Annotated in this window: 13 protein-coding genes; 11 read left to right on the top strand and 2 right to left on the bottom strand. The window is 61.4% G+C overall.

Annotated elements, in window-relative coordinates; all coding sequences use genetic code 11:
- Nucleotides 1-13 precede the first annotated feature (13 nt).
- From VLA07_RS01740 to VLA07_RS01725, 4 genes are all read left to right on the top strand, one after another.
- The gene (locus VLA07_RS01740; protein WP_333988314.1) at nt 14-1093 is read left to right on the top strand and encodes a serine hydrolase domain-containing protein; all 1080 of its coding nucleotides are present in this window, start codon (nt 14-16) and stop codon (nt 1091-1093) included.
- Nucleotides 1090-1407: an amidase gene (locus VLA07_RS01735; RefSeq protein WP_096797055.1), complete on the top strand. Its 318-nt coding sequence runs from the start codon at nt 1090-1092 to the stop codon at nt 1405-1407. The genes VLA07_RS01740 and VLA07_RS01735 overlap by 4 nt, the downstream gene beginning before the upstream one ends.
- A 190-nt stretch (nt 1408-1597) precedes the next feature.
- Nucleotides 1598-2188, top strand: coding sequence for a YceI family protein (locus VLA07_RS01730; protein WP_333988313.1), 591 nt, complete (start codon nt 1598-1600; stop codon nt 2186-2188).
- A 1-nt stretch (nt 2189) separates the two neighbouring features.
- The gene (locus tag VLA07_RS01725; protein ID WP_333988312.1) at nt 2190-3347 is read left to right on the top strand and encodes a phospholipase D-like domain-containing protein; all 1158 of its coding nucleotides are present in this window, start codon (nt 2190-2192) and stop codon (nt 3345-3347) included.
- A gap of 134 nt (nt 3348-3481) precedes the next feature.
- Here VLA07_RS01725 and bglX read toward each other — a convergent pair whose 3' ends face one another.
- The gene (bglX, locus tag VLA07_RS01720; RefSeq protein ID WP_258678795.1) at nt 3482-5773 is read right to left on the bottom strand and encodes a beta-glucosidase BglX; all 2292 of its coding nucleotides are present in this window, start codon (nt 5771-5773) and stop codon (nt 3482-3484) included.
- A gap of 258 nt (nt 5774-6031) precedes the next feature.
- On the opposite strand from bglX, the gene VLA07_RS01715 reads away from it, so the two are divergent.
- The 4 genes from VLA07_RS01715 (at nt 6032) to VLA07_RS01700 (ending at nt 9557) form a co-directional block, all read left to right on the top strand.
- The gene (locus VLA07_RS01715; RefSeq protein ID WP_007963199.1) at nt 6032-6640 is read left to right on the top strand and encodes a LemA family protein; all 609 of its coding nucleotides are present in this window, start codon (nt 6032-6034) and stop codon (nt 6638-6640) included.
- Nucleotides 6641-6653: 13 nt separating this feature from the next.
- Nucleotides 6654-7406, top strand: a complete 753-nt coding sequence (locus VLA07_RS01710) for a TPM domain-containing protein (protein ID WP_115986204.1) — start codon at nt 6654-6656, stop codon at nt 7404-7406.
- A 33-nt stretch (nt 7407-7439) separates the two neighbouring features.
- Entirely contained in the window at nt 7440-8057 is a 618-nt protein-coding gene (locus VLA07_RS01705) for a TPM domain-containing protein (RefSeq protein ID WP_330206392.1), read from the top strand.
- Nucleotides 8058-8339: 282 nt separating this feature from the next.
- Nucleotides 8340-9557 carry a class I SAM-dependent methyltransferase gene (locus tag VLA07_RS01700; protein WP_333988310.1) on the top strand — a complete coding sequence of 406 codons (1218 nt, stop codon included), beginning with the start codon at nt 8340-8342 and terminating at the stop codon, nt 9555-9557.
- 59 nt (nt 9558-9616) lie between these two features.
- Here the strand turns inward: VLA07_RS01700 and VLA07_RS01695 are convergent, their stop codons facing one another.
- A complete protein-coding gene (locus VLA07_RS01695) occupies nt 9617-10522 on the bottom strand; it encodes a DMT family transporter (protein WP_330206394.1) in 906 nt (301 codons plus the stop codon).
- A 281-nt stretch (nt 10523-10803) separates the two neighbouring features.
- Here VLA07_RS01695 and VLA07_RS01690 point away from each other — a divergent pair, with 281 nt between their 5' ends.
- From VLA07_RS01690 to VLA07_RS01680, 3 genes are all read left to right on the top strand, one after another.
- Entirely contained in the window at nt 10804-11385 is a 582-nt protein-coding gene (locus tag VLA07_RS01690) for a DJ-1/PfpI family protein (protein ID WP_103368246.1), read from the top strand.
- 13 nt (nt 11386-11398) lie between these two features.
- Entirely contained in the window at nt 11399-11704 is a 306-nt protein-coding gene (locus VLA07_RS01685) for a ribbon-helix-helix domain-containing protein (protein WP_150370430.1), read from the top strand.
- A 195-nt stretch (nt 11705-11899) separates the two neighbouring features.
- Nucleotides 11900-12244 (top strand): YegP family protein, encoded by a 345-nt coding sequence (locus VLA07_RS01680; protein WP_041070456.1) that lies wholly within the window; start codon nt 11900-11902, stop codon nt 12242-12244.
- Nucleotides 12245-12358 lie beyond the last annotated feature (114 nt).

Below are 12358 nucleotides of genomic sequence, written 5' to 3'. Positions count from 1 at the left end.
AAGAGCCCTCACCATGCGCAAAAGCCTGTCCCTGTTTCTGCTGCTGATCAGCTTCACGGTCCAGGCCGAACAATGGCCCGGTGAGCAATGGCCGACTGACGCAAAAATCAGCGGCGCAGCGGTCGAGGCATTGGAGACCTACGCCTTCCCACCCCGCGACGACACTACCCGCCAGGGCATCCGCACGGACGCGCTGCTGATCATCCGCGACAGCCAGTTGATCTACGAACGCTACGCCGGCCCGACCCGTGCCGAGACCCCGCACCTGACCTGGTCGATCAGCAAAAGCCTGATGGCCACCGTGCTGGGTGTGGCCTATGGCGAAGGCCTGTTCAAACTGGATGATCCGGTCGCGAAGTTTTATCCGGCGCTGGAACAACACCCCACGATCACCGTGGCGGATCTGCTGCACTGGGCTTCCGGGCTGGACTGGCAGGAAGACTACGAATACGCGCCGCTGAAATCCTCGGTGGTGGCGATGCTCTACACCCGTGGGCACCGCGACATGCCCGCGTTCACTGCCAATCACGACGCTTATGCGCCGCCGGGGCAGACGTTCCGTTACTCCAGTGGCGACAGCAATCTGCTGGCGGCGGCGCTGAAGAACATGGTGGGCCCGCAGCGTTATCCCGACTATCCATGGACCGCGTTGTTCGAGCCGCTGGGCATCCGCCACGCCGTGTGGGAAACCGATGCCGGCGGTACGTTTGTCGCGTCCTCTTATGCCTATCTCACGGCGCGGGATCTGGCGCGGGTCGGTCTGCTGATGGCTCGCGACGGACGTTGGCACGACCGGCAATTGCTGCCCAAGGATTGGGTCGCTTTCAACCGCACTGCCTTTGCCGGCTACAAGGCGCATCAGGACGAAGCGGTGCCCGGTGGTCAGTGGTGGCTCAATCGCCCGGCGGATGGCGCCGCCGCGCCGTGGCCCGACGCGCCGCCCGACACCTTCGCCGCCCTCGGCCACTGGGGCCAGGCGCTGTATGTGATCCCCAGCGAGAAACTGGTGATCGTGCGTTACGCCGATGATCGCGACGGCAACTATCGCCATAACGAACTGCTCAAACGCGTACTCAAGGCGGTGCAGCCATGAAACTGTTGAAGCGGGTGTTGCTGCTGGCGCTGATCGTGCTGCTCGGCTGGATCTGGCTCGAACGGGAAAACCTCTGGGCGTTCCCCGACATCATCAGCGCGTACACGGCCAAGGAATATTGTTCGTGTCGTTACGTGATGAACAACGATGCCGAATACTGCCGGGGTTATGTGAAACAGTGGCTGCCAACCAGCCACTTTAGCGATGACAGCGCGAGCAAAACCATCACCGTCAGCGGCATGGGCCGCAGCAATCGTGCCCAGTGGCTGGGCGAACGCCAGGGCTGCCGCCTCAATCCTCAAGTCAATAGATAACCCTGTGGGAGCGGGCTTGCTCGCGAATGTGGTGTGCCATTCAGTATTTGTGTTGACTGACTCACCGCCTTTGCGAGCAAGCCAGCTCCCACAGGAGGTTTCACCAATCGATAGATTTGCGGCGATCAGTTTGCAATAACGGCGTGGGCGGTTAAGGTTCGTGCAGGTTTATCGCCCCCACGAGTATTCAATGTTCAACCGCTCCCTCTATACAACCTTCGCCAGTCTGCTGCTGACTGCCGCCGCGCTGCCGGCGCAGGCCAACTGGTATCTGGATGGCGAGTCGTCGCGGCTGTCGTTCGTCAGCACGAAAAACGCCCACATTTCTGAAGTGCAGCGCTTTCTGGTGCTGCACGGCAAGGTCGATCCGGATGGCCGCGCTGAAGTCGAAGTCGAGCTGGATTCGATCAACAGCGGCATCCCGCTGCGCGACGAGCGCATGCGCAAGGAGCTGTTCCAGATCGAGCAATTCCCCGAAGCGACCATCAGCACCCGGATCGACCTGCGCCCGATCAACGATCTGGCCCCCGGTGCGCAGCTGGAATTGCGTCTGCCGCTGACCGTCAACCTGCACGGCAAGCAACATGAATACCCGGCAGAGTTGCTGGCCACCCGTCTCGACGACCGGCGTTTTCAAGTGGTGACCCTGGAGCCGTTGGTGATCAACGCCGAGGATTTCGATCTGGCGCCGGGGCTGGAAACCCTGCGCGACCTGGCCGGCCTGTCGGCCATCAGTCTGTCGGTACCGGTGGGTGCGGTGCTGATTTTCACGGCGCGCTGACATGCGCGGCGCGGTGTTTCCGTGGCGTGACGGCAACCGGTTCGAACTGTTGATCGACGGCCCGCAATTCTTCCCGCGCATGCTGGTGGAAATTGCCCGCGCCGAGGAGCAGGTCGAACTGGAGTTGTATCTGGTGGAGGCGGGCGCTTGTGCCGAGGCCGTGGTTCAGGCGCTGGTCCAGGCCGCCGAGCGCGGAGTGCGGGTACGCTGCCTGTTCGATGACTACGGCAGCCTCGCGTTTACCCTGCACCTGCGTCAGCGCCTGACCAAAGCCGGGGTCGAACTGCGTTTCTACAATCGCCTGAACTGGCGGCGCTGGGTCGGCAACTTCTATCGCGATCACCGCAAATTGCTGCTGGTCGATCAGCGTCTGGCGGTGGTCGGTGGCACCGGTGTCACCGATGAGTTCTGGACGCCGGGGCAGGACAGCAGCGAATGGCACGAAGTGATGGTGGAAATCAGCGGCCCGCTGGTGCTGGACTGGCAAGTGCTGTTCGACCGCCAATGGATCGCCAACCGCCATCGCCGGGCGTGGAAACCGTCGGCGCATGTCGGCCTGCCACGCTTGCCCAAGGTTCCGGACATGGGCGAGGGCATGGGCCGTGTGGCCTATGCCGATGCCCGTCAGCATCGCGACATTCTGCAGTCGCTGTTTCGTGCACTGAACAGCGGGCAGAAACGCATCTGGATGGCCACCCCGTATTTCCTGCCGACCTGGAACATCCGCCGCTCGCTGCGCAAGGCCGCTGCCCGTGGTGTCGACGTGCGGTTATTGCTGACCGGGCCGCGTACCGATCACCCGTCGGTGCGTTACGCCGGCCATCGCTACTACCCGCGCCTGCTCAAGGCCGGGGTGCAGATCTTCGAATATCAGCCGTGCTTCCTGCACCTGAAAATGGTGTTGGTGGACGAGTGGGTGAGCATCGGTTCGTGCAACTTCGATCACTGGAACCTGCGCTTCAATCTGGAGGCGAACCTGGAAGCGCTGGACCCGTCGTTGACGGCAGCGGTGGTGCAGAGTTTCGAGAAGGATTTCGGTCTGAGCCAGCAGGTCAGTCTGGAGGAGTGGCAGCGCCGGCCGTTGTGGCGGCGGGTGAAGCAGCGGGTTTGGGGCTGGGTGGATCGGTTGGTGGTCAATATCCTCGACAGACGCGGCTAGCAGCCACACACCAAAACCAAATGTGGGAGTGAGCCTGCTCGCGATGGCGTCGTGTCATTCAGCATTGATCTGGCTGATAGACCGCTATCGCGAGCAGGCTCACTCCTACAGGGGTTTATGTGTTGCCTGAATAATTACAGCAACTCAAAACTCTGCTGCGTCACATCCTGCGAATCCAGGCCGATCTGCACGTTGAACTTGCCAGGCTCGGCTGCGTACTTGAGCTGGGCGTTGTAGAACTTCAGGTCATCCTCGGTGATGGTGAAGTGCACGACTTTCTGTTCGCCGGCCTTGAGCATGACTTTCTGGAAGTTCTTCAGTTCTTTCACCGGGCGAATCATCGAACCGGCGACGTCCTGGATGTACAGCTGTACCACGGTTTCGCCGTCACGTTTGCCGGTATTTTTCAGGGTGACACTGGCATCGAGCTTGCCGGTCTTGTTCAGCGTGGTTGACGACAGCGCCATGTCGCTCAGCGTGAACCGGGTGTAGCTCAGGCCGTAACCGAACGGGAACAGGGGACCGGTGGTGTCATCGAAATACTGCGAGGTGTAGTTGCCCGGTTTGCCCGGCGTGAACGGCCGGCCAATGCTCAGGTGGTTGTAGTAGGTCGGGATCTGGCCCACGGAACGCGGGAACGTCACCGGCAGTTTGCCCGAAGGGTTGTAGTCGCCGAACAGCACGTCGGCGATCGCGTTACCGCCCTCGGTGCCGCTGAACCAGGTTTCCAGAATCGCATCAGCCGACTGGTTCTCTTCGAGGATGGTCAGCGGACGGCCGTTCATCAGTACCAGTACCAGTGGTTTGCCGGTGGCTTTCAGGGCCCGGATCAGCTCGCGCTGATTTTCCGGGATGTTCAGGTCGGTGCGGCTGGAGGACTCGTGGGACATGCCACGGGACTCGCCAACGGCGGCGACGATCACGTCAGCGTCCTTGGCGGCTTTCACCGCTTCGTCAATCAACACGTTGGCCGGGCGCGGATCATCGACCACTTCCGGGGCGTCGAAGTTGAGGAAGTTCAGGTAATCCAGAACCTTCTTGTCGCTGGTGATGTTCGCGCCACGGGCGTAGATCAGATTCGCCTTGTCGCCGATCACTGAGCTCATACCGTCGAACAGCGTCACCGATTGCGCCGGCTTACCGGCCGCCGCCCAACTGCCCATCATGTCGATCGGCGCCTTGGCCAATGGGCCGACCAGCGCGACTTTCGCGTCTTTCTTCAGCGGCAGGGTGTCGTTCTGATTCTTCAGCAGCACCAGGCTGCGCCGCGCGACGTCACGCGCTTCGGCGCGGTGCAGACGGCTTTCGGCGTAGGTGTCGGCCGGATCATCCTCGGCCTTGCCGATGCGCAGGTACGGATCCTTGAACAGGCCCATGTCGTACTTGGCGGCGAGCACTTCGCGCACGGCGTTGTCGATGTCTTTCTGCTCGATCTCGCCGGACTTGAGCAGCCCCGGCAGCTCTTTGCCGTACAGGGTGTCGTTCATGCTCATGTCGATGCCGGCCTTGATCGCCAGTTTCGCCGCTTCACGACCGTCGGCGGCCACGCCGTGCTTGATCAGCTCGAAGATCGCCCCGTGGTCGCTGACGGCCAGGCCCTTGAAGCCCCAGTCCTTGCGCAGCAGGTCGTTCATCAGCCAGGTGTTGGCGGTGGCCGGAATGCCGTTGATCGAGTTCAACGCCACCATCACCCCGCCGGCACCGGCGTCGATCGCCGCGCGGTACGGTGGCAGGTAGTCCTGGTACATCTTCACCGGGCTCATGTCGACGACGTTGTAGTCGCGCCCGCCCTCGACCGCGCCATACAGGGCGAAGTGCTTGACGCTGGCCATGATGCTGTCAGCCGCGCTCGGCGTGTCGCCCTGATAGGCCTTGACCATCACTTTGGCAATGCGCGAGGTCAGGTAGGTGTCTTCACCGAACCCTTCGGAGCTGCGGCCCCAGCGCGGATCGCGGGAGATGTCGACCATCGGCGCGAAGGTGATGTCGAGGCTGTCGGCCGCGGCTTCCTTGGCGGCAACGCGCCCGGACTGACCGATGGCGTCCATGTCCCAGCTCGATGCCAGGGCCAGCGGAATCGGGAAAATCGTACGGTGACCGTGGATCACGTCGTACGCAAAAAACATCGGAATCTTCAGGCGACTGCGCATCGCCGCGTCCTGCATCGGACGGTTTTCCGGGCGGGTGATCGAGTTGAACGTACCGCCGATGTTGCCCGCAGCGATCTCTTTGCGGATCAACTCACGGGGCATTTCCGGGCCGATGCTGATCAGGCGCAACTGGCCGATCTTTTCATCGAGGGTCATTTGTTTCATCAGATTGCTGATGAACGCGTCCTTGTTTTCCAGGGGTACCGGGGTCGTGGCGGCCAATACTTGATGACTGGCCAGGCTGACGAACAGGCCCAGCAAACACAGCTTCTTCATGAATATTTTTCTCAAGGGCCCAAGCGGCAATGCAATGCCGGCCAGCCAAAAGTTAGGGAGCGACTATTGTTGTTCGGGTGCAGGCTCAAAATGACCGAGCCAAAAACGCCCGCCGACACTCGGCTGCGTTTGCGCAGGGCCTCTTTTTAGCCCATCGGCCCGTTGCAATCCAGTGGCGCGGCCGATTATGCCCCAACCGCTGATGCAGAAGGTTTCACGGTCGGTTTTTTATGAAATATGCCAGGGAGCATCACTTTGATGAATGTCAGTCCAACCTACCGCTCGCGTCTGCAGGTCGCCACGCTGCTGGTGCTTGCCACTTTGTTGACCGCATGCGGCATCAACAATATCCCGACCCTCGATGAACAGGCCAAGGCGGCCTGGGGCCAGGTCCAGAACCAGTACCAGCGCCGTGCCGACCTGATCCCCAACCTGGTGGAGACCGTCAGAGGCTACGCCAAGCATGAGGAGGCGACCCTGACCGCCGTGGTCGAGGCGCGGGCCAAGGCGACGTCGATCCAGGTCGATGCCAGCACCCTCGACAACCCGGAAAAACTCAAGCAGTTCCAGCAGGCCCAAGATCAGTTGAGCGGTGCGCTCAGCCGTTTGATGGTGGTGTCCGAGCGCTACCCGGATCTGAAAGCCAACCAGAACTTCCTCGCCCTGCAATCGCAGCTCGAAGGCACGGAAAACCGGATTGCCGTGGCGCGGCGCGATTTCATTCTGGCGGTGCAGAAATACAACACCGAGATCCGCACCTTTCCCGGGCGCCTCTGGCACAGCGTGATGTACAGCGATCTGCCGATTCGCGAAACCTTCGAAGCCACCACCCCCGGCGCGGAAAAGGCCCCGGAAGTGAAGTTCTGATTCGAGGTTGCCCATGCGTGTGTTGAAGATAGGCCTGGTGCTGATGCTGTGGCTGTTCGCCCTCAGCGCCCGGGCCGAATTGACGTTCCCGGCGCTGAGCGGGCGGGTGGTGGACGAGGCGCAGATGATCGAGCCCTCGGTGCGCGCCCAGTTGAGCCAGCAATTGCAGGCGCATGAACAGGCGACCGGCGAGCAACTGGTGGTGGTCACGGTGCCTGATCTGCAGGGCACCACCATCGAGGATTACGGCGTGCAACTGGGCCGGCACTGGGGCATCGGTCAGAAGGACAAGAACAACGGCGCGCTGCTGATCGTTGCCCGTGACGAGCGCAAACTGCGCATCGAAGTCGGCTATGGCCTGGAGGATCGGCTGACCGATGCGCAGAGTTCGGTGATCATCCATCAAGTGATCACCCCCGCGTTCAAGGCCGGCAATTTCAGCAAGGGCATCAGCGACGGTGTGGCGGCGATGCTGGTGGTGCTCGGCGGCAATCCGCTGGACGAGCCATCGACGGTGTACGAGTCGAGCGGTGATCCGCAGAGTGATTTTGTCTCGCGGCATCCGCTGTTGTTCGTGTTTCTGGTGGTGTTGTTCATCCTGACCGTGTTTGTCTGCCAGATGCTCGGTATCCTTCCCGCCGGCCGTGGCGGCTCCGGAGGCGGGGGCGGTTTCGGCGGTGGTGGATTTGGCGGTGGCGGTGGAGGCGGGGGCTTCAGCGGCGGCGGGGGCAGTTTCGGCGGCGGCGGTTCGTCCGGCGGCTGGTGAACACACAACAATAATGATCAGGCACTTTTCGACATGGCATTACTGACTGAACACGAACAACGCAAAGTCGCCGAGGCGATTGCCCGGGTCGAGCGCGACACCGACGCCGAACTGGTCACCGTGCTGGCAGCCCGCGCCGATGACTACGCGTACATTCCGCTGCTGTGGGCCAGCCTGCTGGCGCTGCTGGTGCCGGGCATCGTCCATTACCTGACGGGCTGGCTGACCATGCACAGCCTGTTGCTGGTGCAATGGGGGCTGTTCATCGTCCTGTGCCTGCTGTTTCGCCTGCCGAAGATCACCACCCATCTGATCCCGCGCCGCGTGCGCCACTGGCGGGCATCGAATCTGGCGCGGCGGCAGTTCCTCGAACAGAACCTGCACCACACCGTCGGCAGCACCGGGATGCTGATCTTTGTCTGCGAGGCCGAGCGCTACGTGGAGATTCTGGTGGACGAGGGGATTTCCCGGCGGCTGGACAACAAAAGCTGGGACGCGATCGTCGCCGCGTTCACCGAGCAGGTGCGGCAGGGGCGCACGCTCGAGGGCTTTGTCACCTGCATCGATGCCTGTGGGGAACTGCTCAAGGTGCACGTGCCGGTAACGCAGGTGAGGAATGAATTGCCCAATCGGTTGATTGTGTTGGGCTGAGTCTGGGTGCGGTTCTTTCCGGTCCCGCTGAACAAGGCCTGTCTGATACATATGGCCGGATTACGCCGAGCCAGTGTGGGAGCGGGCTTGCTTGCGAATACGGTCTGACATTCAACATCGATGTCGCCTGATACGCCGCTTTCGCGAGCAAGCCCGCTCCCACAGGGGCCAGGCAGTGCGCTGAGTTCTTGTGCCGTTGGGTAAATAAGAACGTGTCCCCAAGCGCCATCCCCCCTAAAATACCCGCCATTCCCGATTTCGCCCGTCCGAGGCCGCTTTTCCATGTCCGTTACCGCCCCCTCCCTCAAGCCCGCACCCGATCACCACACCCAGTTCATCGAGCTGCTGCAAACCAGCCTCGAACACAACGGCTTCATCAAACTGGTGCTGGCCAAGTACATGGGTGAAGAGGCGGATCTGCAGCGGATCATCATCAAAGCGGTGACGGTCAAGGCGCAGCCACACCTGTCGTTTGTCTATCGCTACAAGACCCGTGACATCACCAAGAATCTGCCGCTGAGCGAAGGCGTGGCGGTGATTGCCGAGCTGTTGCCGGCCGCGTTCAAGAATGCGCATTTGCTGACCGTGACCGACGAAGCCCAGCTCGAATACAGCAAAAAGGGCAAGAGTTCACTGTTCAAGAGCAAACCTCAGCAATTGCGTGAAGCGCCGTCCGCCGAGCACAACCGTGAGAAGAACCGTTTTCTGGACTTGAGCCGGCCGTTCCTCAAGGACCTGGGCGTGACCAACGCGCAACACGAGCTGATCCCGGCGATGTCGCGCAAGTGGAAGCAGATCAACAAATTCATCGAAGTCTTCAGCCATGCGTTGACCTCGTCACCGCTGGCGCTGGATAAACCGGTGCGGGTGGCGGACTTCGGCTCGGGCAAGGGTTACCTGACGTTCGCCATCCACGATTACCTGCGCAACACGCTCAAGGCCGAAGGCGAAGTCACCGGCGTCGAGCTGCGCGAAGAGATGGTCAACCTGTGCAACGCCGCCGCGGCGAAACTGGAGCACCCGGGGCTGGTGTTCAAGTGCGGTGACGTGCGCAGCGTGGCGCCGAGCGAACTGGACGTGATGATCGCCCTGCATGCCTGCGACATCGCCACCGACTACGCGATCCACACCGGCATCCGTTCCGGCGCGTCGATCATCATGTGCTCGCCGTGCTGCCACAAACAGATCCGCCTGCAGATCCAGAGCCCGGCGCTGCTCAAGCCGATGCTGCAATACGGTCTGCACCTGGGCCAACAGGCGGAAATGGTCACCGACAGCCTGCGTGCACTGTTCCTCGAAGCCTGCGGTTACGAGACCAAAGTGTTCGAATTCATCTCGCTGGAACACACCAACAAGAACAAGATGATTCTCGCGGTGAAACGCGCCGAGCCGGTGGACCCGGCTCAGTTGCTGGTGAAGATTCAGGAGCTCAAGGATTTCTACAACATCAGCGAGCACTGTCTGGAAACCCTGCTGCGCGCCGACGGCTTTCTCGTCTGATCTTGTGGGAGCGAGCCTGCTCGCGAACGCGGAGTGCCAGCCAAGGATGCTGCTGGCTGTTATGGCCCCTTCGCGAGCAGGCTCGCTCCCACATGGGGTTTGATGGCGGTCTTGCGCCCAAGCATCACCGTTGCGATGACCCCGCAGGCAAACACCCAGGTAATCGGCTCGACATGTTCACCAAAGAACAGCGCCGAAAACGCGATGGTGAAGAAGATCTGCAGCAACTGGATCTGACTGACCCGCGCGATCCCGCCCATCGCCAACCCGGCGTACCAGGCGAAGAAGCCGAGAAACTGCGAAAACAGTGCCACGTAGCCGAACGCCCACCAGGCCTTGGCTGACACTGCACCGTGATGTTGCAGCGCCAGATACAAGACTGGCCCGATCAGCAGCGGCGTCGACAGCACCAGCGCCCAGCAGATCACCTGCCAGCCGCCCATTTCCCTGGCCAACCGGCCACCCTCGGCATACCCCAGACCGCCGACGGCAATTGCGCCGAGCATCAACAAGTCACCGGCCTGAATGCTCCCGGCGCCGGTGTACAACGCGTAGCCGAGCACCAGCGCACTGCCCAGTGCGGCGCAGGCCCAGAAGGCTTTCGACGGGCGTTCATGGGACAGCCAGGCGGCATACAGCGCCACGCACAGCGGCTGCAAACCGTTGACCAGGGCGCCGTGGGACGCCGGTAAGGTCTGCATGGCCCACGCCGACAGCACCGGGAAGCCGAGAATCACCCCGGCGATCACCAGGCTCAGGCCTTTGATCTGCTGCCAGCTCGGCCACTTCTCGCGTCGCCATAACAACAACGCTGCCGCGGGAATCGCCGCGAACAGCGCGCGGCCGAGGCCGTTGAGCAGCGGATGCAGTTCCTGCACCACAATCCGGGTGAAGGGCAGGGTGAGGCTGAAAATCACAACCCCGAGCAGGCCGAGGGCCATGCCGGTGTTTTCGCGCGAGGACATGTGAGTGACCAGAATTGAAGGTGACAGGAAGGTGGCTTCATCTAGCCATAAACCGGGCGGGTCGGGCTGTTACAGCTAGGCACAGACTTAGGCGTACAGTTTGCGGACGCTATCGCGAGCAGGCTCACTCCTACAATTGGAATGCATTCCCCTGTAGGAGTGAGCCTGCTCGCGAAAAACGATAACGCGGTCTTCGAGGTAGTAGCCGGTTGTTACCCGCCCCAACGGATAAGGTCTACCTTGAATACTCCTGCAAGCCCATTCCCAGAGGAGTCCTCCCCATGGCCGCGAAAAAAATCCTGATGCTGGTCGGCGATTACGTCGAAGACTACGAAGTGATGGTGCCGTTCCAGGCCCTGCAAATGGTCGGTCACACTGTGCACGCCGTGTGCCCGGACAAGGCTGCGGGCAAGACTGTGCGCACCGCGATTCATGACTTCGAAGGCGACCAGACTTACAGTGAGAAACCGGGTCACCTGTTCGCCCTCAATTTCGACTTTGCCAAGGTCACCGAGGCCGATTACGACGCGCTGCTGATCCCCGGCGGTCGTGCGCCGGAATACCTGCGCCTGAACGAAAAAGTCCTGGAGCTGGTGCGCGCCTTCGACAAGGCCGGCAAGCCGATTGCTGCGGTCTGCCACGGTGCGCAATTGCTGGCAGCGGCCGGCGTTCTCGAAGGTCGCGAGTGCAGCGCCTATCCGGCCTGCGCCCCGGAAGTTCGGCTGGCCGGTGGCACGTTCATCGATATCCCGGTGACCGACGGCCACGTTCAGGGCAATCTGGCGACTGCGCCAGCCTGGCCGGCGCATCCGAACTGGCTGGCCGGTTTCCTCGGCCTGCTCGGCACCAAGATCACCCTGTAACGAGGATCCGCCGATGTGCGAGCTCTACGTCAAGGCCGACCCGATTCTCTACGAATCCCGCTCGCGCTCGTTGCGCATCTGCGGCGTGGTGACGACCCTGCGCCTGGAAAACCAGTTCTGGGACATCCTCAGCGAAATCGCCGAAGTCGATGGCATGACCACCAACCAGTTGATCGCCAAGCTGTATGAAGAGGTGATGGATTATCGCGGGGAGGTGGTGAATTTCGCTTCGTTCCTGCGGGTGAGTTGCACGCGGTATCTGAGTCAGCGACGGGTGAGTGCGCCGGAGTTGTCGGTGGTGCGGGCGGGGGTGAAATAGCCAACACCGGGGTGACGCCTTCGCGAGCAGGCTCGCTCCCACATTGATTGCCGAGTGCTCACCTATTTTTGTGATCACTGGAGATCTACTGTGGGAGCGGGCTTGCTCGCGAAGAGGCCATTACAGGCGACAGAAGTCATGGGCTGGTCTTTACTCATTGGCGCAAAACCTTTCAACCGCCAAGGAGAAACGAGCATGTCCGGATGGTACGAAGTGAGCAAAAGCAGCAACGGCCAGTTCAGGTTTGTGCTGAAGGCCGCCAACGCTGAAACCATTCTCACCAGCGAGCTCTACACCACCCGCGCGGCTGCCGACAGCGGCATTGCTTCGGTGCAGACCAATAGCCCGCTGGATGAACGCTATGAGAAAAAGACCACCAAGGATGGTCATCCTTACTTCAACCTCAAGGCCGCCAACCATCAGATCATCGGCAGCAGCGAGTCCTATTCCAACGACGCCGCGTGTGCCAAAGGTATCGCCAGCGTCAAGGCCAACGGGCCGAGCAAAGTGATCAAGGACAAGACCTTGCCGGTGCTCTGAAGAGCACAGATGAGCAAAAATATGGGAGCGGGCTTGCTCGCGAAAGCGGTGGATCAGTCAATGGAGATGTCGACTGACACGACGCCTTCGCGAGCAAGCCCGCTCCCACATGGG

This window comes from Pseudomonas sp. S3(2024), assembly GCF_036861315.1.
Taxonomy (GTDB): Bacteria; Pseudomonadota; Gammaproteobacteria; order Pseudomonadales; family Pseudomonadaceae; genus Aquipseudomonas; species Aquipseudomonas putida_A.
The sequence above is the reverse complement of the archived record's forward strand: the minus strand, read 5'-3'. Positions and strand labels throughout refer to the sequence as shown.